Here is a 21,598-nt window from a genome sequence, read left to right as displayed (position 1 = left end):
GCTGCCTGAATTTTGATAGTCGTTTAAAATTAAAAATATTATTGTCCTATTTTTATTTTAAACGACTATAATTTCACAAAAAAATTTCAATTAAATCATTCAAAAATCTTCGTCCCAATTCAGTCGGGCGCAAAAACATGGGATTGCTGTCCAGCAAATTTTTTTGTTGGGCGATTTGAATTTGCTGGCTGATTTTGGCAATGCTCACGCCCGTGCGCTCGGTGAAATATGTGGTGGGGACACCGTCTACCAGTCGTAAGGCATTCATCATAAATTCAAAAGGCAAATCTGTTGGTTGGATAATTTTTCGTTCAATTGCATCGTTGGGGTTGTGTTGCATAGCGGCTAAATAATCGTTGGGATGGCGTTTGCGTGTGGTGCGTTCAATGTGTTTGTGGTGCGACAATTTGCCGTGTGCGCCTGCGCCGATACCCACATAATCGCCGAATTGCCAATAATTGATGTTGTGGCGAGCGCGTTGGTTGGGGTGTTTACTGAATGCGCTGGTTTCGTATTGAGTGAATCCTACGTTGGCGAGTTCGTTGTGAATGGCATCTTCAATGTCTTGGGCTGCATCATCTTCGGGCAGCCCTTGGGGCGGGGTATGTCCGAAGGGTGTGTTGGGTTCTAGCGTGAGTTGGTATGCGCTGATGTGTGACACGCCCAAACCGATGGCGGTTCGGACATCGTGTAAGGCTGCCTGAACTGTCTGTCGAGGCAATGCATACATTAAGTCTATGTTTACGCGTTCAAAAATCTGGCAAGCCGTTTCAATGGCAGCCTGTGCTTCGGTGGCGTTGTGAATGCGCCCTAAGGTTTTCAATTGGGTATCGTCAAAACTTTGTACGCCGATGGATAAGCGGTTGATGCCAGCATCTTTAAATCCTTGAAATTTATTGCGTTCAAAGGTACTGGGGTTGGCTTCCAGTGTGATTTCGGCTTCGGGATTGAGTTTGACTAAGGCACGAAGACCGCTCAATAATTGATTAATGGAATCAGCTTGAAACACGCTTGGTGTGCCACCACCAATGAAAATGGTTTGGATTTGTCGTCCCCAAAAATAGGGTAATTCTGATTGTAAATCAACGAGTAGGGCGTTAATATATGTTTGTTCATCTAAAGTGGTTTTGATTTTATGTGAATTAAAATCGCAATACGGACATTTTTGGATACACCAAGGAATATGGATATATAAAGACAATGGGGGTAGGGTGGTTAATGATTGTGTGGCAAGCATGGAAATTCACATAATGAAAAATTATAGACAAATAAAATAATCCAAAATTACTCATTGATTTTAAATAGAAATAATTTAATACATTGCTAAGATGTTCCGCAAAACATGAAACGTTCCGCAAAGCTGCAAATTGGAACAGCACAGTAAACCGCATTTAACAGCGAACTACTCGGAATTTCCCAATGGATTCTGTGCCATTCCAATTATAACAGCAAATATCTAATAATTTTGTATCGTTCGCTTATTTCTTTTTCTTATTAAATGGCTTTTGAACTTTGACTTGCCTAATATAGCGGTTTGTCATATTTGTACTGGTGTGTCCAAGCAATTCTCGCGCAGTCTCTTTGTCGTTTTGCAAATACGCATCAGTCGCCGCCTTAGCTCTCAAATCGCGAAATTGAAAATTTCTCAACTCTTCTTCAAGCTCTGGACGTTCTTGCATAATTTGCTTTCTCAAATTTAAAAACCAATTCGTTATTAACTGACGGTTTAATGGCTTTCCGTGCTTGTTTAAAAACAAAAAACCATTTTCAGGCGCAATTCTGTCAATGATTTCTTTCAGGCTGCCTGAAATCTCAAATCGCAAACGCGCCGAAGTTTTCACTTGCTTAATATTCAAAATGCCATCACTAATTTGACTGGTGTGCAAACTACAAATATCAATAGGTCGTTGTCCTGTCAAAAGTGCAATATCCATTAAATCTCGCATCTGTTGGTCTGCGTGTTCATACACTACATCAAATAATTTGTCATTGATGTAATTGTCGCGCTTCTCAATTTTGTTTTTTTTCACGCCTTTGACTGGATTTTTCTTTTCAAAATCAATGTAGCCGCTCTTTTGCGCGTGTTCAAAAATAGCCGAAAAAAAAGCAATTTCAACATTAGCAGACGATGGCGCACTGCTTCGCCATGCCAAAAATCTATTCAAATGTTGAGGCGTGATTTCATGCAACGGCGCATCTTTGGGTGTGCTGAAAAATGTTTTTAATGATTTGATTGAATTTTTCACGCCATTGATGGTGTTGATTTTTCCTTTGGGTTCAATGACTTCTGCAAAGTACTTGTCTGCTGCTTGCGAAAAAGTAATGCTTTGGCTAGGCGAAATTTTCTCAATGTTGATTTCCGCCCATTTTTTCACTGCGACAAAATATTCCGTTCCTAGTGAAATTTCCACACGTTTCCCATTTTGCGACACCTCCCCAAAATAATAGATAACGGTATTGCCATTTTTTCGCCTACGCTTTCTTGCTCTCATACCGCGTGGCAAATTGTTTTGTGCTTTTTTCATGCTCTGTTAATATATTTTTCAAACATAAAAGAAAATAGCACAAATTCAAGTAACTTGTCTTGAATTTGTGCTATTGTTGATTAAGTCAATTTAAATCAATCAAATTCCTGTAATGGCAATGATTGAAGCTCCGCATGCTGCTTTGATATACGGATTGACGCTTGCTGCGCCTGCGTAGAAATAACCTGCGCCCTCTCGCAAGTCTTTGTCAACATTCATTTTTAAGAATGTCGGTGCTGCCACATCACCAAAAATATAAGGATTCAACCCAGTTTGTTCGCTGCGCCCAATGCACAACATCTCAATGCTGCTCGAGGTTTCTTGCACCAAATTTGGCGCATAATATACTTCATATTGCCCAAACAAAGTCCCGATTCGATAGATTCCTGCACGGCTGCTGATTCCCGATGGTACAAACACATCATTTGGCAATGCGGTCAATTCTGCTTTGCCTTTGCCACCCACATAGATAACACCAATTCCAAAAGAATTCGTTCGATCTACCATGTTTTGGTCAGCAGTGGTTAAACTGAACAACACATCACGCCACATACTTTCACGACTGCGCTGGTCTTGTCGCACAGATGCATTCAAATTGACGCTTGAGATATAATTTTTGCCAATTCGATACATAGCTCGCAATGCAGTCATGTGTTTTTCTGCCGCATATTGATTATTCATAGCTAGCATGGATTCGCTTCCCAAATCCAATCGAATTTCTTTGTTCCATTGTGTTTTGGCTTCTTGAGTAGCTTGGTAAATTGCTGAATAGAATCCTGCACGTAACTCGTGTGAACGCGCATTTGCCATTAAAATAGGGCGTTTTTCTTTCATTAACTTGTTTTCATAATTCAACAAACCAACCGCGTAAACTTTCACACCTTCAGGAACGGCTGAATTGAATTTAATGGTTACTTCGCCTGTTTCGTTTGTGGTTGTGCCTGTGAAAGTGTAAGTTACATCATTAATTTCAATGCTGCCTGAAAGCCCACTTGTTTTCTCTGTAACGGTTGCTTGCATTGCTGCGCCGCCTGATGGCAATCCATTCACAAGAATTTGAGTGGCGGACGGAATGATTGGGCTGCCTGCTGAATCATTATCAGCGTATTTGAATTTGGCACTGAACGTGGTTTTGTCGGTTGATGTCATTTCAACAGTGCGCTCGTGTGACATGAACGGTTTTCCGCCTAAAATGCCGTCTAATGACTGATTTTCAGTATATCCTCCAGTCGTGCTGCCTGCAACATGGTTGGCGATAATGATTTTGCCAGCCATATTTTCTGACATATCAATATATCCACCAAATGGAACGGATTCCACTAAAGTGTTGTACAACACAACAGTGACGCGATTGCTATTAATTGGCGCATCTGACTGAATAGAACCGACATCATCAAATGTTACTGGTACGCCTGATTTGCTTAATGAATGAGAAGAGACGCTGTTCAAGGCAACTCGCAAAGCATTGTGAATAATCGCGCCACTTGGTTTAGCACCGTTCGCTTTTTCATAGTCTGAAATGGCTCCATCTAAGACAGCACCGACAAGTTGATTACCACTTGCATACAAACCGCCTTTTGCAACATCGGTTTGTACGACTTCGGATAATTCTTGAACGACTTGAGGTGCCTTTTTCCATTCATTTGACGCGTCGTCAAATGTTGCGTTATTTTTTTTAGCAGCCATCAACTCACTTACCCAATCTTCCATTTGGTCAAACGCTGCGTAGGCTTTGTCTTTTGCCATATTGATTCCCTTTGATTAGATTTTGATTAGAAAAATGTATTTTTTCATGGCTAAAGAAGTTTAAGTTTGGTTGTTCCTGTTTTTAAAGAAAAAGCAGCCTAATATTTTTCAGGCTGCTTTCAAAATCAATTTTGCCCATCCATGATGCCACCAGACGCGTTGTGCGCGATACGCTGATGACTGACCGTTCTTGAAGTGGAATTTGACTGATGAGCGATATTGGAAAATATTTGTTTTCCCATCATTTTGGCAAATTCTAATGTTGGAGAAATGGGTTTCGTTGCTACTGGCGCGACTTTGGGCATATCAATACGCGTTTTTGGCGGATTAATTTTAGCTTTAAGAGGAATGCTAATTTTTACTGCTGATGTTGTAGCAACCATTTGATTAGATGATGAAGAAGAAAGACCGCTAAGCGCATAATCCATAGCCTGCACATCGTTTGCTCCATTTTTCAATGCCAAATCATAACGATTATGGGCTTGTGTGAGTGCTTTTTCCAAATCTTCGGGTTTGTGGTGTGCTTTATCTGTACCATTGCCACTGTAGAATGACTGCCCACGCGTCATGTGGTAAACCACACCTTTTGATGTTCTTGTGGCACTTTGAAGTAATGGAACACTTGCCCATTCTTGCGCCATTCCTAAAGCCGCTGCATCAAAGCCTTGACCAGTGCGAATGTAATTCGCGATTTTTGCACGTTTTTTTGTCAAAAGATAATTGGCTAATGCTTCTTGCGTTTGGGCATCAAATTTAGCGTCTAGTGATGTGCCAGTACCGTTTACCGCTTCAATAAGTGTTTTGGGAATAATTTGGTATCTGCCAGCCGCAAACACACGTTTTTGTTCTTGCAATTTCATCACTTCGCGAATGGTTAGTTGAGATAATTTTTCTTCTGAATAACCGTATCTGGTTTTGCCGTTTGCATATACGCCAATGACTTTGTTCCCGACATCATATGGCGACCAGCCTTTTCTAAAACTTTCTCCTTTTGTGATGAAATCTTTAATGCCTTTTCCGCCAACTGGTAAATTTGCTGCGTCTGCGCTTGGAATAACCGATTCTACGCCACTTTGGATTACGTTTTGCGCGGCTTGTGCAGCACGTCCAGCAGCCGCATTCGCCACTGCTCCAACACTACCGTTCAGTAAATCAATATCGCTGCCATATGGATTCACAACAGTCAAATTATCGCCACGCTTTTGTCTAAATGAGAACCATTTTTCTAAAGATGTTAATGTAACGCCTTTTCGCTTGCCACCGCCTTGCGATTCTGAGACATACAATTGTCCGTCCTGTCCCATAATAACTTTGGCAATATGGTTGTATCGTGTGTGTCCATAACCATTAATTTTAACGCCGCCATTTCCTTGATAATGATTAGAAAATTTGTGCTGCCCAATCAACATACCAGCTTTAATTTTTCCGAAATCAATACCGCCTTTGTCGCGCTGATCGGTAACAACTCCGTATTTATCTGAATAATATTTGATTTGACCTTCGGACGTACGATAGATAGGTTCTTCAAACTTTCTCCCAGTCATTCGGCTTAACTCTTTAGTTTCCATTTTCTGAATTTGAAAAGTCCAGTGAGAACAGTCAATTCCTCTGTTTAAATCATTCCCCCCAAAAACATAGCCAGTGTTAGCGTATTTTTTAGTCATGTCGTAACCAATTAATGATAAAGCACTTTGTTTGATGTCTTGAACTTTTTCTTTAGTCCAATCAATAGCAGCCGCGCCAGCTGCTTGAACAGAACCACCAGCTTGTTGTAGTGTGGTTTGCGTACCGTCTACATTGCCTGTAGCTAGTATATTTTCTTTGATTTTTTGGTATTGCGCGATGGCGGATTTTTTTTGTTCTTCGTTCAGGCTGCCTGAATTTTTCACAGTTTCAATAGACAAATCTATGTTTTTAACAATTTTCTCACGGCGTTCTTTCTCTGCTTCGGTTACTACGCCAAATGTTTCCGCTGCGGTTTGAATTTTTTCTTTAGTCCAATCCACCGTTGCTGCGCCAGCGTTTTGTAAATTTTCAACGACAGGTGCAGCGACTTTTTTAATGGATTCAAACCAATTGCTTGCGCTTTTGCTAAAATTATCCCAAGATGCCTTGCCCCATGAATTCAAATTCTCAAAATAAGTTGTTATTGATGAGGGCATTAAGTCATTCCAAACATGGGCAGCCATAGTATTGAGGCTGTCTGAAAACTCATTCAAACGCATGGAAAATCCACTTGTTAAGCCTGTCCACTTGGTACTTAAAATATTCGTTAATCCTTTCCAAGAACCAAACATTTTTTTGCTTAATTCTGGATCTATGGCATCATCTAATTTTTCCGTCCAAGTTTCCATCAAAGCAGCACCGCCAAATCCGCCCAAAATCGCGCCGATGGTTGTGCCAACAACTGGAACAATTGAACCGATTGCCGCGCCAGCCAGTGCGCCACCCACACCACCTGCACCAACAGCTAAATTTTTCACATGAGTTTTGTTTTTATCCGCGCGGCTCATATTGCTGTTTTCAACGCTTACACCGTCCAATAATCCGAATAATGCAGCCGCCAAACCGCCTTTTGCAAAACCGCGTGCAATGCGTCCCATTTTGCCAAAACGTCCGATTTTTTCCGTACCTTTTGGCAAAAATCGCCCATTTACGCCACGCATCATGGCGTTTTTGCCACCGCGTAAAAAATTGAATGGCGATTTAAACAAACCTTTCGCCAACCCACCACCCAAGCCAAGCAATGAAAATAATCCATTGTTTTTACTTTGACTTTGTCCGCTTGCAATTTTTGTCAATAATTCAGTTTGTATTTTGGCTTCGCGTAAGGCGGTAGAGCGGTCTTTTTGCTCACGTTTCTGAATTGGATTGGCACGCGGAGATTGTTGTGTTTGCGTGATTGCTTTAGCGACGGCTTTGGCGGTATTTTCAGGCTGTTTCACTGCTTGATGAATGGTTGCCTTTGGCGGTTTTGACGCGTTTGGCTGAACGGTATTGTTTCTTGCTTTTCTAGGCAGCCTAGATTGTTGCAATAATTTTTCCGTATTTTCTAAAATCTGTTCAATGTTTTGTTTGTTTTTTTCAGGCAGCAAAAAGCCGTCTTCATCGTGTTTAATTTCATTCATGATTGTTTAAACTATGGAAAAATTTAATTATTAAACAAAAACATCATGATTTGACGTGATATTCCTGTTTCAGGCTGCCTGAAAATAGGAAACGTGAATTTTTCAGGCTGCCTGAAATGTCAAAATGACATCTTTTCACATATTCAATTTTTCAATATGTCCATATTAAACAATCCTTTGTATCACGTATTTGTCAAACGCTACGCCAACGACCCTGTAGGTTTTGTGTTGGGCGTGTGTGGCAATTCGGTTTCTCCTGACCAAGAAAAATTACTTAACGCGATTATTGACCCAACCGCGAAAGTATCGGTAGTGAGTGGCACTGGCACGGGCAAAACGATGTCATTTGGGCGCATTGCATTATGGCATTTGCTGTGTTTTCCTGTGGCAAAATATGATGGAAAAATTGAAATTGGCTCCAACACTTACATTGGTGCGCCCGCGATTAAACAGGTAGGCGATGGCGTTTGGAAAGAAATCACCGATGCGGTTCAAGCTATGAGAGCTAATCGTGCTACAGCGTGGCTGGCTGAATACATTGTGGTACAGGCAGAGCGCGTGTACATCATTGATTACAAAGCAACTTGGTTCATTACAAAATTCGCCATGCAACAAGGTCAATCGGTATCCATCGCAGGCAAACACCGTTTCTATCAACTCATCATCATTGACGAAGCGGCTGGCGTATCAGATGAGCATTACGAAGTCATCAACGGCACGCAAACACAAGGCGGAAACCGCACATTATTAGCCAGTCAAGGCGTGAAACAAGGCGGATTTTTCTATGAAACACATCACAAATTAAACAAAGAAAATGGCGGAAATTGGACGGCGTTGTGTTTTTCCAGTGAAAACAGTCCATTTGTAACAACTGAATGGCTGGAGAATGTAGCGTTGCAAGCAGGAGGAAAAAATACAACTGAATACCGTGTTCGTGTTTTAGGAAAATTCGCCGAAAACGAACATGAAAATCTATTAACACGCGCCCAAATTGAGCCACGCATAGACACCTTGCCCATTATTGAAAAAGGCGAACCGTTTGGCTGGTTATTGTTGGTTGATGTGGGTGCTGGCGAATACCGCGATGACAGCGTTTGTATTGCAGCAAAAGTAATCGGTGATGATGACTTTGGCGAAAATGCGCGGCGCGTGGAATATGAAGCCAATCCCATTATCACAAATACTAAAAACATTCACGAATTTCGCGGTTTAATCGTTGAAAAAGCAGCGCAATTATCCAATGTTAGGATTTTAGTAGATGCAGGCGGCATTGGTTTGGAATTGTGTAAGATGTTGGAAAATGATGGATTTGACGTGGAAAGAATTAATTGGGGAAACCCATGTTTTAAACGCGCTTACAAGGAACGATTTTTCAATCAACGCGCTTGCGCTATGGTACGTTGGCGCGATGCAATCCGACAAGGGCGCGTACTTTTCCCGAAAATGGAAAATGGCTTGCGTGAAAAATTCTTGATGCAAGCAAGCCGAATTCCCTACGGCTTCACAGATACAGGTACTGCGCGGTATCAAATCGCACAAAAAGCCGAAATGCGCAAGCGTGGAATCAAATCGCCCGATATTGCTGATGCAATGAGTTTCGCGTTTTTAGACGGTGCATATTTTAACGTTTCTGACGCGGCTTTTGATGGCGTTTCAGGCAGCCTGAAAGATGATTTGATTGCGCAAGCTTTGGCTGCTTTTGATTGAATTAATTAACCGTTGATGGAGTTATTCAACTTCTTTATTTTTTTGATTTTTCCATTTCAAAATGCGCCACGCACGCTGTCCGAAATACAAAAGTGCTGCCACGTCCATTAAAATTTTGTCAAAATTGGGCGAGATGCCATAATTTAGCGTGTTGTACCAAGAAAAAATCGCGCCGCCAAAGAACATTAAATAAGCCCAACTGCGTATGGATGGTGGCGTTAATCGCCACAAACTGCGCTTTTTGGCATTCACAAGGCAAATCATCAAATAGCAAACACCAAAACTAGGAATAGAAAGAATCAATAATTCAAAATACTTCATTTTCGCGGTCTCCTCAAAATGAAATCAAGTGCTGCGCTAATTAATTCATCAAATCTTCTCTCCAAACTTGGGTACATAGCTACCAATAATTTTGCTAAAAATTGCCAGCCCAACCCAGTAACAGCAGGCGAAAATACATTGATTAACGTTAATTTTTTCTCATTCATGAATTCATGTTCTGATGAAAAAGTTTCCACTAACCAATGACCAAAGATAGGCGCAATGGAACCGCCTAAAAGTCCGCCGATGATGGTGTAACTGATTACAGCGATAATACTTTTTTTGTCTTGGTTAACCAATACAGCAAGAGAAGCAATCGCGCCGATTGCCACTGATTCTGTTGGCATTCCCAAAATATAACCACCAGCAACCGAAATGCCTACTGCAACTGGCACGGTAAATGGTTCTGTCATTTCAAGAAATCCTTTCTTAAATATTGCAAAACGTCCAATCCACGCGTTTCTGTTTGAATGAAAATATCGTTTTGTTCTGCGATATTGTCCATAACTGACAATGATCGGTTTAACCAATTATCCGATACACTCAAGCGCACCATCGGTTGAATTTGGCTTTTGGTGTCGTCCAACGCCGCCTGACATTCGTCTCGTTCACGCGTAACATCATCTAATTGCGCTGACAAACTTTCAATTGTCGCGGCTAATTGCGAATTGACTTTCAATAATTCTGGCGTATGCGAGGCTGCCTGAAAAAGCGCGTCCATAATCGCTTGCTGCTCTTCTTGTCGCGCTGCGATTTCTTGATACTTTTGTTTACTTGTCAATCGGTTAAGTTCCAAATCGTAAGCCGTACTATCCATTACCGCATAACCGCGATTACCGTGAAAATTCGGACTGCGCACATAATCAAATCCCCAAAATTCAGTAGGATTCTGCTCATTTGGCGCAACCACAGACGAAAATCCACCCATATTTGCCAAATGCCATTCTTGGGCTTTTTTTCCAAGTGGTGTATCCAAAAACTCTGCGCGATGTTCTACGGTTCCATCAGGGAAAGCTTTCAAATAAGTGGTAACAAATGCAGGCTCAATTGGAATAAGTTGACCGCCGTTGATAGTCGTTTCAGGCGGATTTAACCCAAATTGTCGCCGAATATCATGTCCCAAGTAGCCGACTAAATCGCGCTTTTTAACCATTTCTTGAGTATATTGACCATTCAACAACTTAACAAATTGATTAACATTAAAATTTCTCGGCGTACCGACAAATTGTCTGCGTCTATCTGTTACGTTGTAGCGGATAACGTCGGTTTCTAAACCCATTTTGATTATCCTTTTCCAAAAAACAAAACCGTATTGTCAAGCAAAACAATACGGTTATTGGTTTTCGTTCCTACTTCTCCTATAATTATCTGAATGAGTCCGTGAAAGCGTCAATCATTTGTTACAGGAAATTTGAATATGTTTTTTGTTGTTGGGTGTTTTGCTGCCTTTTTTTTCTTTTGCTACACCGCCATCATGAAAGAAGAAATGATTCTTTTCATAAGCGATATACCATTGTTTTATCGTATTTTGATTTTTCTGCTAACCTGCTGGTGGCATTATTTCATCATCAAAATCAACCTGTTGAAACAAATACAACAGAAACAAAAAGAATATTTTGATATTTTCAAATCACAACACCCGACTTTAGGACACCTCATAAATATTCAATACGCCAAATTTTTAGCAGTCAAAGCATCAGACATAACCGCAACCATTTCATTAATTCGGTATTGGGTGGGTTTGTTGGTTGTTTTGGGTATGTTTTTTGTATTGTTTATTTTTCCTTGTGATTGATTTTTAATAAGTCTGAAATTAACTTTTCACGCCCAACCAAAAAATACTCAAATTTTCTGTAACGCCTGTATTGTTAATTCGCCAAGTGTGCGCCGCCGTAATGATAACCATGTCGGTATGACCTATTTTCGCCAAATCGCCAGCATGGATGTCTGGGGAAAAATCGCATGGAATTTCTTTGGCATTCAAAATCAATTTCACCATAGCATTTAATTGCGCTTGCGTTTTGTGTGGGACAAATTTCACACTAACCGCCGCATCGCTTGAAATTTGACTTTGTATCATGGCACCGCTTTCATCGGTTGAAATGTAGCGTGGTATTTCATGTTGCACCAAATAATCAGATTTCATTGTTTTATCTGCATTTTTTGGGCTAATTGATTTGGGTTCTTGCGCGAACAAATCATGAATGCGCACAAACGCCAAACGGTTATGGTTCGGCTGCCACTGCACCACTCCGCCATGTTCTTGGCAAACTCGCGCGATTTCAATACTCGGCGTTTGACCTGCAAAAGCGTAGAATTTAGGAATTTTAAACGATTTTTCCACTTCAGATTTGCCGCCACAAGCTCGGTAAATATCTGACAAATCTACATTTTCACGAATAATAGCACGACGTAGCGTTTGTGCAATGCCTGCGCTGTTTTCGTGTAACGCAATGATTTTTCTGATGGTAATCAAATTGCCATTGTGCCATGGCGCGATGGTGTCTTGTGCCAAAATAATTTTCACAGTGGTTTGCTCTTTGCCTACTTTTAAGATTTTGTTTTCCAAAAGGCTGCCTGAAATTTCAGGATTTAGCTTGACGACGCACTCAAAAGTAAGTGGACAAGGTTCAAGCGAAGAGCGAAGAGTTGCTTCAATTAATTCGCTGCTAGGAATAATTTGGTTGTTGTCCAATGTGATAATCATTTTTTCTCTGCCTAAAAACAAAACCGTATTGTCAATCAAAACAATACGGCTTTTAATCTATTTCCTGTTCAGGCAAATTAAGCAAATTGTGAATAATGATGCAGTAAACTCATTGCATCGGTTACATCTTGTTTAATATTTGGTTTGAAAACAAATAAATAACCTGTTTGGTTTGGATTGGTTGAGGAAGAGAAAGCAAGTGAATCCGCTAATGATTTTGCTTCTTTGCTATTTGGGTTATTACACATTAATTCTTGAATTTTCAGATAATGGTCTGCGTAAAAAGCCATTTTTGCCAAATGTGCAAAATAATCGTGTGGCAATTTTGGATTTTGCTGTTTATCCAATTTATCCAACACTTCGCCAGTCAAGGCTTGATTTTGCTCCACTGCCACTCGCGCCATCAAACTCAACACTTCGGGATAATGTTCGGAGGCAACTTCTTTGTACGACACGCCAAATTTTGATTTAACGCTGCTCCACAATTGAATCGCTAACTTGGCTTGTTTTTCTTTGGGTGCCGTTTGGACTAATTCACGATGGAATTTTTTAATCTCGTCTTGCTGTTCTAAAGTTAAGCCGTTGGGCAGTGCGGTTTTGGTTTTCAGCGCATCGGGTTTCAGGCTGCCTGAAACATAGGCATCAAATGTGCGGATAACGAGCAGAAAGAATTTTGCGCTAATCCAAGTGGCATAAGCATAAACCAGTTCTTTGCAAACGAATGTGCCGCGATTTTTGCCGCCTTGTGAAGTGGTAAATGCAGTTTTGCCTTCGCTTTCAATTTCGGCAATCAGTTCTTGGGTTTGTTGGTTACGCAGCCAAAATGTAGGACGGTGAGTTTCAGAACCACCACTTGCTTTGTGCAAGTCATTCAGATTGAATAATTGATTGTCGTTTTGACGAATGGTTACGTTGGAGATTTGAATTTGAGTGTTCATACGAACTTCCTTATAGTTTAGTTAAATAATATTGCCAAATAGGGCAACGGGTCTCAACTACCGCTATAAGACGGCTACTGCTATTCCCCGAAGGTATTTTATTCACAGTTATCAACCCGTTATTGACTTTGTTTTGTGATGTGCAAATTTGCACATCAGCGAAAATTCAATAAGTTAGGCTTTGTTCAGATACAAAAAAACCGCGCTGTCGGGGCGTTTCATATCCGCTTATAGTTTAGTAGTGCAGCAATGATAACCAGCAGCCTAAATTTTGTCAATTTTATTTGAAAAAAAGTGATGCTCAAATTTGAGTATCACATATAAATCAACAATTTATATAATGTAAGTAAAACATGCAATAAAAAAATCCGCACGCGGCGGATTATGGGTTGGGTGTTACTTGGACTAATTCACGATGGAATTTTTTAATCTCGTCTTGCTGTTCTAAAGTTAAGCCGTTGGGCAGTGCGGTTTTGGTTTTCAGGCTGCCTGAAGTTTGATAGCTGCCTGTTTTGCGGATTTGGGGAATAACTTCTTCAAAAATCCAATCTTGGAATTTTACTGCTTCGGGTTTGTTGCTGCGGAAAATCACGCGGTACAAGTTGGGCTCGTTGATGAAAGTGGTCTCTTGCTCTCGCCCTAAAGCATCGGTGAGGGGGAAGTTTTCCACCCCATCTTTTTTAAGATTAAAATTCTTGGATTTTGTGTCCTTAATCTCTAAAATTCCTGCAACATCTTTCAAGCAGAAATAAGGTTCATTGTTGTGAATTTCTACGCGAACTTGAGATTGATTAAAATTGAAAATTGAGATTTGCATTTTGTTTGCCTTTAAAAAACGAGATTAAAAAATCTTGCCTACCGCTCCGCCAAGATTAGGCGGCAAGAACATTCAGGTTGGCGGACTGTTGGCAAACAAACAGCACATCTTACGATGTCCCAAATGTTCTTACCATAAAGCTGGTATATGTAAAACATACGTTAGGTAAAAACAATCATGCAATAAAAAAACCGCATTAACGCGGATTATTGCGTTTGCCAAAGAAACAGACCGCCAAGTCTGCGCTACGATTGAGTAGCTTTTTTTAGCATATCCCATTTCTGTTTCTTTGGCAAGTTTTTTTCACAAGGCAGGTTGCCAACCTTGTGTTTTGGGTGGCTTGGCTTTCGCGCTGCCATCAACCACGCTGCGGCTGACTATCGGGCGATTGGTGGCATTAATGAAAAACGGAATGCCCATTTTTTTAAGCTGCTGAATTTGCTTTGTTTTTCTTTTAAATCCCGTGAGTTGATGCACTTCTTCTGCATTCAGAAACAAATCTACATTCATCATCATCTACTCCATTTTTAATCGTCCCAACCGCCTGTCATGCCTTTTTCATTAACGCATTGCTCAAAGGCTTCAGCAGCAGCGCGAACCACTTTACTGTATGTGATTTTGTTTTCAGATTCTGCGTTAGCGCAAAATTCATCAAGGCTGCCTGAAAAACAACCAGCTCTAATTTTAATGCCATTAGTATGCACAATAATCACGACTTGACCGCCCAGACCGTCTACATTTCCCATTGTCATTAAATCACGACATTTAACACCCTCAATCGTTAATTTTTTGCCAAATTTCAAACCATTACCCAATTTGTTTGATTCGCCCAAAGTGCAGTTGTCGCCCAGCTTGGTGTAATCGCCAAGCGTGTTGAAATCGCCAAATGTATTTTCATCGCCCAGCGTGTTTTCATCGCCCAGCTCGTTGCCATCGCCCAGCTCGTTGAAATTGCCTAGTACATTCCCATCGCCGAACTTGTTTCCATTGCCGAACGTGTTCTCATGACCAAACGTATTTTCATTGCCTAGCTTGTTTTCATTGCCCAGCTCGTTGCCATCGCCGAACGTGTTCTTATTGCCTAACTTATTTTTATAGCCTAGACTGTTGAAATCACATAATTTATTACGATTACCCAGCGTGTTGAAATCGCCAAATGTATTTTCATCGCCCAGCGTGTTTTCATCGCCTAGCTCGTTTTTATTGCCGAACGTGTTACCATCCACGAATGCATTGTAATCACCTAGCTTGTTTTCATTGCCGAACGTGTTCTCATGACCAAACGTATTTTCATTGCCGAACTTGTTTTTATTGCCCAGCTCGTTGAAATCGCCCAGCGTGTTTTTATCGCCTAGCTCGTTATCATGACCAAAGTATTTGTTACTCATTTTCTTTTCCTTGTTTGTGTTTTTTTCAGGCTACCTGAAAATTAAAAAAGTGAAAGCTGATACTGTGGATTGATTTTCTGTAAATCAGTTATTGGAATGGAATAGGTTTTTTTGGGTCTTGCATCAAAAACCACACCATAATAAAACTCTGATAATATAGTCTCTTTACGCTTAACAATCTTAAATTGCCCATAAATTTCAACAATTTTCCCATTGCCCAAAGAACAGTGTTTTACTTTATCGCCAATATTTAAATTCATGATTAGGCTGCCTGAAGTTCGTTAATTAAAGTGTCGTAATAACACTGACAAGCTTCTGCTTTTTCTTTGATTTGTTCAATCTTGGCATCGTCTCGTTTGATGCTAATTGTTGTTATTCGTTTGCGAAGTGGAATTCTCTCAACTGCATCAATCAGCTTTTCTGGTTTATCGTAATGCCCTAGTAACTCTTCAGGGCATGGGAATAGCCAAAAATCAATATCTGCATGGTCGCAATCGTAAAGCCACATATAGCCCTGCATTTGCCAGTCATAACCTAATGATTTAACTTTTGCTTCCGCTTCGCATTTGAAAAATGGGTGCGTGCCAATATCCCACGAACATTTTTCATCAATAATCAGACGCTTTTTGCGGTCGTAGATATCGCATTCGCCTGTAATCCAATTATTCTGCAAACGCTCGCTGTTTTTGGTGTAGTTTTTGGCACGGATTAGTCCACTTGCTTCAATGGCAGCATTTTCTAGCAAATTGCCTTTTTCGGTGTATTTCGCGCCGTCAAAACTGGTAAAGCCAAATTGTTGTTCTTTAGCAAGCTCTATCAAATAGGACTTTGCTAATTGAGTTAAGCCTGTACTTTCTTTTTCAGCTTTGTTTTTTGGCTCGCCCATGATTTTGAAAATTGAACTGCAACGGATTAGTAGACTCATTACAAACTCTCAATCTCTAAGCGTTGCGCTTCGGTTAATTGGTATTTGCCATTTAAGGCTTCTTCAATCGCCATTTCACCAGTGCTGATATTGGTTTTAATGGTGTTAAACAGCGCATCATCAACTTCAATTAACATGATTGGTTCGCTTAGCTGATTGTCAATATAATCAAATTCTTGATTGATTACATTCTTAATAACGGATTGGTCAGAAAGCACGGCTGCTTGCATATCAATAGATAATGGAGCTTGCTTTGATAACAGCAGCTTTGTTACTGTTTTTAATGCCATTGCTTCAAAATTATCCGCCCATACGCCATAGCCTTTTTTGAATGTTTGGCTATATTGTTTGGCGTGTGAAGAAATTTGTTCAGTTGTCCTGTACAGTTCAGACGTGAATCCGTTAATTAAGCGGAAAAAAGCATAATAGCCGATTGGCAATTCGTTTTTGTTTGGTTTGGCTTTCCAATTAAATTTAAAGCCGTTGATTGGGTCTTCTTCAATCAGTTGGCATTCATATACTGGCAGCGATACCATTCGTTCAAATTGTCCGCTTCGTTGCGCTAGTTGAATCAAGCCTTTGTAACCAATTTGGAATTGTGCTTCCACTTTACCTGTTTTACGGTTGTTGAAAGGAACAATGTAGGCAAAACCCAAATTGTTATTAATGGGTAAATTCAGCGTGGCAGCCATACAAGCAGCGTTCAAAATGCTGGTCGGGTCTGCATCTAGCAGCATTGCGTTACTGTTGACTATTTGCATAATACTAGTGGAAAAGCTGGCTGAATTTTTATCAACCAGTTCTTTGATTTTTGCTTGAACTGCTGGTTTTTCAAAGAATGTTTTAATATTTTTCGCTTTCTCTGCTTGCGTTAAGTTACTCATTTGTTTGCCCTTTATTGCTGCTGTTGAAAAAAATCCCAAACTGAAACGGTCTTTGGTAAAACCGTTTGGATTTGAAATTTCTGAATGTTCAATCTCAATCTAAATTCAAATATTCCAAAATGGCTAATTGCTCTAAATCCATCTCGGCTAACGTGTCGGGTGGCAACACAAATTCATCATCATTCATGCTGCCTGCCTCACATTAAGTCTTTGCATAATTTGATTAAATTGAATTTGTAAGCAACCAACGTTACCGTCAAACACACCAAAATCCCAAACAAAAACGCCAAGCCTACCAATTGCCAAACATTCAATTGAAAAGTAATCACTTGTTCCATCATTCAACCTTTTCTTTAAAAACGTCAAAATTATTTAAAAATGCTTCCGCGATTTTCTCTACTGCGTTGAGAAATTCATCTACCGTTTCATCGTTAATGAAACTCAAACTCCAAGACCGAATCTCAATGTGAAAACGAACAAATTCATAAGGTTTGATGTAAACAATCGCCCCTAATTGATTCATAAAACATTCAATTTCTTCAAGCCCTTTGCTTTTCGCTAACGCGGATAATTTCTCTTGAAGAATGAGATTTTTTTGCTCTTCTAATTTCTCTTGAAGAATGAAATTATTTTTCTCTGCTGAAAAAGCCATTTTTCTTGCCTTTCATTATGTTGTTGTTGAAAAATTTGCTTATTTCAGGCAGCCTGAAACAAGACTGCCTGTGCTAAACAAACTTTTTTTATTGCCAATTTTGAAACCAGTAATCCAACTCATCTTGAGTGAATTCTTTTTGCCATTGAAGCGATTCAAAAAACCATTCACGCTGAAATGAAACATCATTTTTGAACTCAATTAATTCTTCTGAATCAAGCTGTTCTATCGCATCTTCCAATAACCAACCACTTACGGCTTTTTTAAATTCTTGTTCAATTGAATGCGCGACATTTTCCATGTGGTCTGTCCAGCTCCAGCCATAATATTCGTCAACAGCAGCGTCGCTAAAACCCCAATAACCATCGTTATAACCAATATTGCTCATCGTTTTTGCCTTTCGTTTTGTTGATGAGTGAATATTACCATTAGTAATAAAATATTACAAGCGGTAATTTTATCATTTTACCAATTTAATATTAGTTTATTGTTTTTAAATAAAATTAATTTTCGTAAGACATAAAAAAACCGCCACAAAGGGCGGTTTTTTAAATTTAACCTTTTAGCTAAATTTTATTTTTTATCCAATCTGAATAATTCTGTTCTATCGCTTCTAGATATTCAAATCTCATAGAGAGAAGATGAGTTTTATATTCTTGAGAATCTAGTAAATCTAAAGGATTATTGCGTAAAGCGGTTATTTGCTCCGTGCTTAATAGTGTCATTTTGGTTCTGCCTTGAATGTGGTTTAGGCGCAGCTCCAAAATAGAAACACGGCTGGATAAGATGGTTTCTAATTTATCACGCTTTAGTGAACGGTCGGTAAACAAAGCTTCCATTTCATCAAATAATTTGTCAACGTATTGAGCAACTGAATCTCGGTTTTTTGAAGTTTCGCTGCGAATAAAGTTTAAATTACTTAAAATATTGCTATTATTCCATCCAACTAGAGCAGTGGATATAGAAATAATAAACGCATAACCTTCTTGTTTAGTTACGAGCCATGCCATTATAAAAATAATGATTGCTGGCAACAACACCAAACGAAAAAAAAGAGAGCTTTTTATTTTATACAACATGACGCATCTCTTCTGCCCACTCAATTCTAGAACGAATCAGCTCCACAATACTGGGCAAATCATCATGACGATAGCTAAGTTTTTGCTGTAAATCATGCAAAGTAAACGCGCCACTTGAAATTAATCCGCCAAATGCTTCATCAATAAAAGAACGAGCATAACGATTGTAGCCTGTTAAATCTACAATTACGTAGTCGTATTGATGTAGTGCTGGCTCTAATAATTCCTTACGGAATCGTTCCCCTGTAGTGTCTTCTTCTCCTGCTTGCACTTCATTTGAATAACGACCATAAGGAGATTTACTGTAATCTTTTACAACTGTGATGATTTTTTGATTTGTCATGATGTTACCTGAATATTCCATTGAATGAGTGTGCCTTTTAATTGACTGGGTAGGTTGGTTAAATCAGCCACGTTCTGCTCGGATACAAATTTCATTTTACCAAAACCGCTAAAAATCCACAAAATTCCTTGTTCGTTATTGCTAACTAAGGCTTTAATGGATTTACTGCCTTGCCCATGCTTTAATTCATCTCTACCTTTCTTACGCGTCATGTCACCATGCATTGCCATAAATATTTTATATGGGTCAGGCAAAAGAATTTGTTGCAGCTGCACGTTATTTTTCTTACACTCTTCCAGTGCCTTAATATGTTCATCAAAAGACAATGGAATTTCAATCCGTAATTGGTTATGTATTGTCCTTAATTCATTTAGCGTTTTTTCATCTTTGGTATCTAGGCGAGACAAATCGGCATTGATTTCAAAACTATTGGGAATGCCAATACCTGCATCATACAATACTAAATAAAGTTGGTCATTGATTACTTCACACCATAACCACCATTTTTTTTGAACTTTTGTATCAAAATTTAAATATGCATGGGCTGCCACATTATTAATTGCTTCTTGTATGGCATCTGCATAAATATTTTCTAATGCAGGTGGCATATCTTTATAGATTTTCTTTGCTATAAAATCTATGATTTCATCACGATATTTTCCACCAGTACTGCTAATGATAGGTAAATATTTATCTGTAAAGCTGCAATATAGACTACCCTTTCTACACAAATAAATCATACCTGAACGGTTTAGTGTATTATTTACTCTTTCATTTACTTGATTATTGATTATTTTGATTTTTTTATTGCACTCTACAATCAATTTATCTACAACAGAGAATAGCATAAGCAAGGCGGCTGCTTTAACTTCTTTAGTTTCCTTGAAATTTAAAATAATTACATTAGTTTGTGAATGTTGATGTTTTTCTAAACGCTGAATAATGCGGAATGTTTCTTCCATACTTTGATTGTCATAAATATCCAAAGTTACAGGCATGAGCAATATTTCACTTAATTGCCCCGTCTTGTTTTTAAAAGTTTTATTTTTATAAGCGTGGTGTGGTTTGCTTTTTCGTTTTTGCTCGGTTAACCAACGTTTATATTTTATTTTTTCATAGTTATTCATATTCTCAATCTCTCACGCGCCACTCAATCACACGCCTACAATCCGTGGGCGGTTGATTAGTGTAAAAGCCTTTCTGCAATCTTTCGCTCCATTGATTCAAATTCGGTTACTTTTGGCACAAAGTCATTGGCTGCGTCCATTAGCCGCTCTAAATCCGCGTTACCGATGTTTTCCAAGCCGTTTAGTACCACCATTTTGTTGCAGTTTATTTTCCATTCTGCCACTTTTAACATGATGATTGTTGCTAATCTTGCTTTTGATGAATCAGGTACGCCAAAAATTAACAATGGTTTATCCTCTCCATTTACTAGATAATCAATGGGAAACAGTTTTTCTCTATCTATTTCAAGGTAGGCATCTTTTTTGATTTCTTGATAGGGAATGATTCTGTGTAGATTGAAATCTAAATCTTCGTAAAATGTGGATTTAATCCGCGCTTTATTCCACAAGCCTAAATCTGAAATGCGTGTTAGGGCTTGACCTAGTTTAAACACTGTTGCGGTTAAGTCTTTTTCAAGGCTGCGCGTGTAGATTTCGCCATTGTCAAAATATACGCCATTTTCATTGATGATTTGGTTTAATACTTCCGTTCTTGCACCTTTGAGTAGTTTTAAGTCGTTCTCGTAGCTTAAGCGCATGATGGTTGAGCCTTTATCGCTGATTTTAAAACTACCATCCACTTGTTTGGCAACGAAAATATTATAGCAATCTCCATCACGACCAACAAAAGGCAAGGCAACCTGAATTGAGCCGTCTGCTTTAATTCGGGTTTGGATAGATTGGCAAAAGCCAATACATAGGCTTTTTTCAATTTCTTCAGGTGTCATAAAATAAGTCCAAGTTATCTTCTATTGGTGTGATGTTGTGTATATTGCAGTATTTTGTTGCGTATTGCAATGCTTCATCTACGGATTGATACTCATTGGTTTCAATGGCATATCCTTCCGCTTTGGCTTGTAAATGAATGTAGCGTTCTGTGGCAATGTGAATGTGTGTCTGCCATTTGATTTCGGTGTTTTCAATGCGATTTGGGTGTATGTGTGATGAGCCATTAAAGCGGATTAGGGTTAAATCTGATCCGTCTGGAAAGTGTGCTAATAATCCCACACTGTAATCTTCTTCATCTTCTGTATTTTGCCGATAGTAAAGTGTGAATTTTATATCAGGATAATCAGCGGCCTGAAGTGTATAGTTGCGCTTTTTGTGCCTAAAATCAATGGTTGTTCTTGGCTTGTTGGTAGCACGTTTGTGGCAACGGATTAATTTATCAATTTCTGCATCGGTTATTTCTTTGTTTTTCATTTTATTATT

Annotated in this window: 24 protein-coding genes; 1 reads left to right on the top strand and 23 read right to left on the bottom strand. The window is 39.3% G+C overall.

The genetic code is table 11. The annotated features are described in order from the left end of the window. Positions 1 to 73: 73 nt before the first annotated feature. The 4 genes from hemW to BWP33_RS08545 all read right to left on the bottom strand — a co-directional run bounded on the left by hemW (position 74) and on the right by BWP33_RS08545 (position 7,399). A complete protein-coding gene (gene hemW / locus BWP33_RS08560) occupies positions 74 to 1,237 on the bottom strand; it encodes a radical SAM family heme chaperone HemW (protein ID WP_002642225.1) in 1,164 nt (387 codons plus the stop codon). Positions 1,238 to 1,478: 241 nt separating this feature from the next. Then, the gene (locus tag BWP33_RS08555) at positions 1,479 to 2,525 is read right to left on the bottom strand and encodes a tyrosine-type recombinase/integrase (RefSeq protein WP_104930363.1); all 1,047 of its coding nucleotides are present in this window, start codon (positions 2,523 to 2,525) and stop codon (positions 1,479 to 1,481) included. A gap of 99 nt (positions 2,526 to 2,624) precedes the next feature. Next, positions 2,625 to 4,271 carry a hypothetical protein gene (locus tag BWP33_RS08550; protein ID WP_002642223.1) on the bottom strand — a complete coding sequence of 549 codons (1,647 nt, stop codon included), beginning with the start codon at positions 4,269 to 4,271 and terminating at the stop codon, positions 2,625 to 2,627. A gap of 125 nt (positions 4,272 to 4,396) precedes the next feature. After that, positions 4,397 to 7,399: a hypothetical protein gene (locus BWP33_RS08545; RefSeq protein WP_002642222.1), complete on the bottom strand. Its 3,003-nt coding sequence runs from the start codon at positions 7,397 to 7,399 to the stop codon at positions 4,397 to 4,399. A gap of 156 nt (positions 7,400 to 7,555) precedes the next feature. Between BWP33_RS08545 and BWP33_RS08540 the strand changes: the two genes are divergently transcribed. Beyond that, positions 7,556 to 9,106: a hypothetical protein gene (locus BWP33_RS08540; RefSeq protein ID WP_002642221.1), complete on the top strand. Its 1,551-nt coding sequence runs from the start codon at positions 7,556 to 7,558 to the stop codon at positions 9,104 to 9,106. Positions 9,107 to 9,127: 21 nt separating this feature from the next. Here BWP33_RS08540 and BWP33_RS08535 read toward each other — a convergent pair whose 3' ends face one another. The 19 genes from BWP33_RS08535 to BWP33_RS08445 all read right to left on the bottom strand — a co-directional run bounded on the left by BWP33_RS08535 (position 9,128) and on the right by BWP33_RS08445 (position 21,589). Next, the gene (locus BWP33_RS08535; protein WP_002642220.1) at positions 9,128 to 9,427 is read right to left on the bottom strand and encodes a hypothetical protein; all 300 of its coding nucleotides are present in this window, start codon (positions 9,425 to 9,427) and stop codon (positions 9,128 to 9,130) included. Beyond that, complete coding sequence (locus tag BWP33_RS08530) at positions 9,424 to 9,840, bottom strand: hypothetical protein (protein ID WP_002642219.1); 417 nt, start codon at positions 9,838 to 9,840, stop codon at positions 9,424 to 9,426. The genes BWP33_RS08535 and BWP33_RS08530 overlap by 4 nt, the downstream gene beginning before the upstream one ends. After that, positions 9,837 to 10,706, bottom strand: a complete 870-nt coding sequence (locus tag BWP33_RS08525) for a hypothetical protein (protein WP_002642218.1) — start codon at positions 10,704 to 10,706, stop codon at positions 9,837 to 9,839. Before BWP33_RS08525 ends, BWP33_RS08530 begins: the two co-directional genes overlap by 4 nt. Positions 10,707 to 11,240: 534 nt before the next feature. Continuing rightward, the gene (locus tag BWP33_RS08515; protein WP_002642216.1) at positions 11,241 to 12,134 is read right to left on the bottom strand and encodes a hypothetical protein; all 894 of its coding nucleotides are present in this window, start codon (positions 12,132 to 12,134) and stop codon (positions 11,241 to 11,243) included. A gap of 77 nt (positions 12,135 to 12,211) precedes the next feature. Then, on the bottom strand, positions 12,212 to 13,072 hold the full coding sequence (locus BWP33_RS08510) for a KilA-N domain-containing protein (protein WP_104930373.1): 861 nt from the start codon (positions 13,070 to 13,072) through the stop codon (positions 12,212 to 12,214). Between the two features lie 382 nt (positions 13,073 to 13,454). Then, positions 13,455 to 13,889 (bottom strand): BRO-N domain-containing protein, encoded by a 435-nt coding sequence (locus BWP33_RS08505; protein ID WP_104930372.1) that lies wholly within the window; start codon positions 13,887 to 13,889, stop codon positions 13,455 to 13,457. 303 nt (positions 13,890 to 14,192) lie between these two features. Then, positions 14,193 to 14,405, bottom strand: a complete 213-nt coding sequence (locus tag BWP33_RS08500) for a DUF4224 domain-containing protein (RefSeq protein ID WP_051010368.1) — start codon at positions 14,403 to 14,405, stop codon at positions 14,193 to 14,195. A gap of 11 nt (positions 14,406 to 14,416) precedes the next feature. Then, positions 14,417 to 15,277 (bottom strand): hypothetical protein, encoded by an 861-nt coding sequence (locus BWP33_RS13015; protein ID WP_224451218.1) that lies wholly within the window; start codon positions 15,275 to 15,277, stop codon positions 14,417 to 14,419. Positions 15,278 to 15,318: 41 nt separating this feature from the next. Continuing rightward, positions 15,319 to 15,537 carry a hypothetical protein gene (locus BWP33_RS08490; protein WP_002642210.1) on the bottom strand — a complete coding sequence of 73 codons (219 nt, stop codon included), beginning with the start codon at positions 15,535 to 15,537 and terminating at the stop codon, positions 15,319 to 15,321. Positions 15,538 to 15,539: 2 nt separating this feature from the next. Next, the gene (locus BWP33_RS08485) at positions 15,540 to 16,202 is read right to left on the bottom strand and encodes a hypothetical protein (protein ID WP_002642209.1); all 663 of its coding nucleotides are present in this window, start codon (positions 16,200 to 16,202) and stop codon (positions 15,540 to 15,542) included. Then, positions 16,202 to 17,125 (bottom strand): recombinase RecT, encoded by a 924-nt coding sequence (locus BWP33_RS08480; protein WP_282705008.1) that lies wholly within the window; start codon positions 17,123 to 17,125, stop codon positions 16,202 to 16,204. The genes BWP33_RS08485 and BWP33_RS08480 overlap by 1 nt, the downstream gene beginning before the upstream one ends. 158 nt (positions 17,126 to 17,283) lie before the next feature. Next, positions 17,284 to 17,427 carry a hypothetical protein gene (locus BWP33_RS12480; RefSeq protein ID WP_155999579.1) on the bottom strand — a complete coding sequence of 48 codons (144 nt, stop codon included), beginning with the start codon at positions 17,425 to 17,427 and terminating at the stop codon, positions 17,284 to 17,286. Further along, positions 17,424 to 17,738, bottom strand: coding sequence for a hypothetical protein (locus BWP33_RS08475; RefSeq protein ID WP_002642205.1), 315 nt, complete (start codon positions 17,736 to 17,738; stop codon positions 17,424 to 17,426). The genes BWP33_RS12480 and BWP33_RS08475 overlap by 4 nt, the downstream gene beginning before the upstream one ends. An 88-nt stretch (positions 17,739 to 17,826) precedes the next feature. Then, positions 17,827 to 18,126 (bottom strand): hypothetical protein, encoded by a 300-nt coding sequence (locus BWP33_RS08470; RefSeq protein WP_104930371.1) that lies wholly within the window; start codon positions 18,124 to 18,126, stop codon positions 17,827 to 17,829. A gap of 178 nt (positions 18,127 to 18,304) precedes the next feature. Continuing rightward, positions 18,305 to 18,817, bottom strand: coding sequence for a hypothetical protein (locus BWP33_RS08465; RefSeq protein ID WP_104930370.1), 513 nt, complete (start codon positions 18,815 to 18,817; stop codon positions 18,305 to 18,307). Beyond that, the gene (locus BWP33_RS08460) at positions 18,807 to 19,160 is read right to left on the bottom strand and encodes an STAS-like domain-containing protein (RefSeq protein WP_224451217.1); all 354 of its coding nucleotides are present in this window, start codon (positions 19,158 to 19,160) and stop codon (positions 18,807 to 18,809) included. Before BWP33_RS08460 ends, BWP33_RS08465 begins: the two co-directional genes overlap by 11 nt. Next, positions 19,157 to 20,287 (bottom strand): hypothetical protein, encoded by a 1,131-nt coding sequence (locus tag BWP33_RS08455; protein WP_002642201.1) that lies wholly within the window; start codon positions 20,285 to 20,287, stop codon positions 19,157 to 19,159. The genes BWP33_RS08460 and BWP33_RS08455 overlap by 4 nt, the downstream gene beginning before the upstream one ends. Positions 20,288 to 20,343: 56 nt before the next feature. Beyond that, positions 20,344 to 21,114, bottom strand: a complete 771-nt coding sequence (locus BWP33_RS08450) for a DUF1828 domain-containing protein (protein ID WP_104930368.1) — start codon at positions 21,112 to 21,114, stop codon at positions 20,344 to 20,346. Beyond that, positions 21,104 to 21,589, bottom strand: a complete 486-nt coding sequence (locus BWP33_RS08445; protein WP_104930367.1) for a DUF6978 family protein — start codon at positions 21,587 to 21,589, stop codon at positions 21,104 to 21,106. Before BWP33_RS08445 ends, BWP33_RS08450 begins: the two co-directional genes overlap by 11 nt. Positions 21,590 to 21,598: the final 9 nt, after the last annotated feature.

The sequence above is a fragment of the Simonsiella muelleri ATCC 29453 genome (assembly GCF_002951835.1).
In the GTDB taxonomy this organism is placed as follows: domain Bacteria; phylum Pseudomonadota; class Gammaproteobacteria; order Burkholderiales; family Neisseriaceae; genus Simonsiella; species Simonsiella muelleri.
This window is presented reverse-complemented; position numbering and strand designations above follow the sequence as displayed.

Bases quoted from the DNA above. Each gene is read 5' to 3' on its own strand.
- BWP33_RS08530 (WP_002642219.1), bottom strand. From the start codon at position 9,840: ATGACAGAACCATTTACCGTGCCAGTTGCAGTAGGCATTTCGGTTGCT.
- BWP33_RS12480 (WP_155999579.1), bottom strand. From the start codon at position 17,427: ATGATGGAACAAGTGATTACTTTTCAATTGAATGTTTGGCAATTGGTA.
- BWP33_RS08510 (WP_104930373.1), bottom strand. From the start codon at position 13,072: ATGAACACTCAAATTCAAATCTCCAACGTAACCATTCGTCAAAACGAC.
- BWP33_RS08550 (WP_002642223.1), bottom strand. From the start codon at position 4,271: ATGGCAAAAGACAAAGCCTACGCAGCGTTTGACCAAATGGAAGATTGG.
- BWP33_RS08485 (WP_002642209.1), bottom strand. From the start codon at position 16,202: ATGAGTCTACTAATCCGTTGCAGTTCAATTTTCAAAATCATGGGCGAG.
- BWP33_RS08500 (WP_051010368.1), bottom strand. From the start codon at position 14,405: ATGATGATGAATGTAGATTTGTTTCTGAATGCAGAAGAAGTGCATCAA.
- BWP33_RS08460 (WP_224451217.1), bottom strand. From the start codon at position 19,160: ATGACAAATCAAAAAATCATCACAGTTGTAAAAGATTACAGTAAATCT.
- BWP33_RS08465 (WP_104930370.1), bottom strand. From the start codon at position 18,817: ATGTTGTATAAAATAAAAAGCTCTCTTTTTTTTCGTTTGGTGTTGTTG.
- BWP33_RS08445 (WP_104930367.1), bottom strand. From the start codon at position 21,589: ATGAAAAACAAAGAAATAACCGATGCAGAAATTGATAAATTAATCCGT.
- BWP33_RS08490 (WP_002642210.1), bottom strand. From the start codon at position 15,537: ATGAATTTAAATATTGGCGATAAAGTAAAACACTGTTCTTTGGGCAAT.
- BWP33_RS08525 (WP_002642218.1), bottom strand. From the start codon at position 10,706: ATGGGTTTAGAAACCGACGTTATCCGCTACAACGTAACAGATAGACGC.
- BWP33_RS08515 (WP_002642216.1), bottom strand. From the start codon at position 12,134: ATGATTATCACATTGGACAACAACCAAATTATTCCTAGCAGCGAATTA.
- BWP33_RS08535 (WP_002642220.1), bottom strand. From the start codon at position 9,427: ATGAAGTATTTTGAATTATTGATTCTTTCTATTCCTAGTTTTGGTGTT.
- BWP33_RS08540 (WP_002642221.1), top strand. From the start codon at position 7,556: ATGTCCATATTAAACAATCCTTTGTATCACGTATTTGTCAAACGCTAC.
- BWP33_RS08470 (WP_104930371.1), bottom strand. From the start codon at position 18,126: ATGAGCAATATTGGTTATAACGATGGTTATTGGGGTTTTAGCGACGCT.
- BWP33_RS08450 (WP_104930368.1), bottom strand. From the start codon at position 21,114: ATGACACCTGAAGAAATTGAAAAAAGCCTATGTATTGGCTTTTGCCAA.
- hemW (WP_002642225.1), bottom strand. From the start codon at position 1,237: ATGCTTGCCACACAATCATTAACCACCCTACCCCCATTGTCTTTATAT.
- BWP33_RS08455 (WP_002642201.1), bottom strand. From the start codon at position 20,287: ATGAATAACTATGAAAAAATAAAATATAAACGTTGGTTAACCGAGCAA.
- BWP33_RS08555 (WP_104930363.1), bottom strand. From the start codon at position 2,525: ATGAAAAAAGCACAAAACAATTTGCCACGCGGTATGAGAGCAAGAAAG.
- BWP33_RS08475 (WP_002642205.1), bottom strand. From the start codon at position 17,738: ATGGCTTTTTCAGCAGAGAAAAATAATTTCATTCTTCAAGAGAAATTA.
- BWP33_RS13015 (WP_224451218.1), bottom strand. From the start codon at position 15,277: ATGAGTAACAAATACTTTGGTCATGATAACGAGCTAGGCGATAAAAAC.
- BWP33_RS08505 (WP_104930372.1), bottom strand. From the start codon at position 13,889: ATGCAAATCTCAATTTTCAATTTTAATCAATCTCAAGTTCGCGTAGAA.
- BWP33_RS08545 (WP_002642222.1), bottom strand. From the start codon at position 7,399: ATGAATGAAATTAAACACGATGAAGACGGCTTTTTGCTGCCTGAAAAA.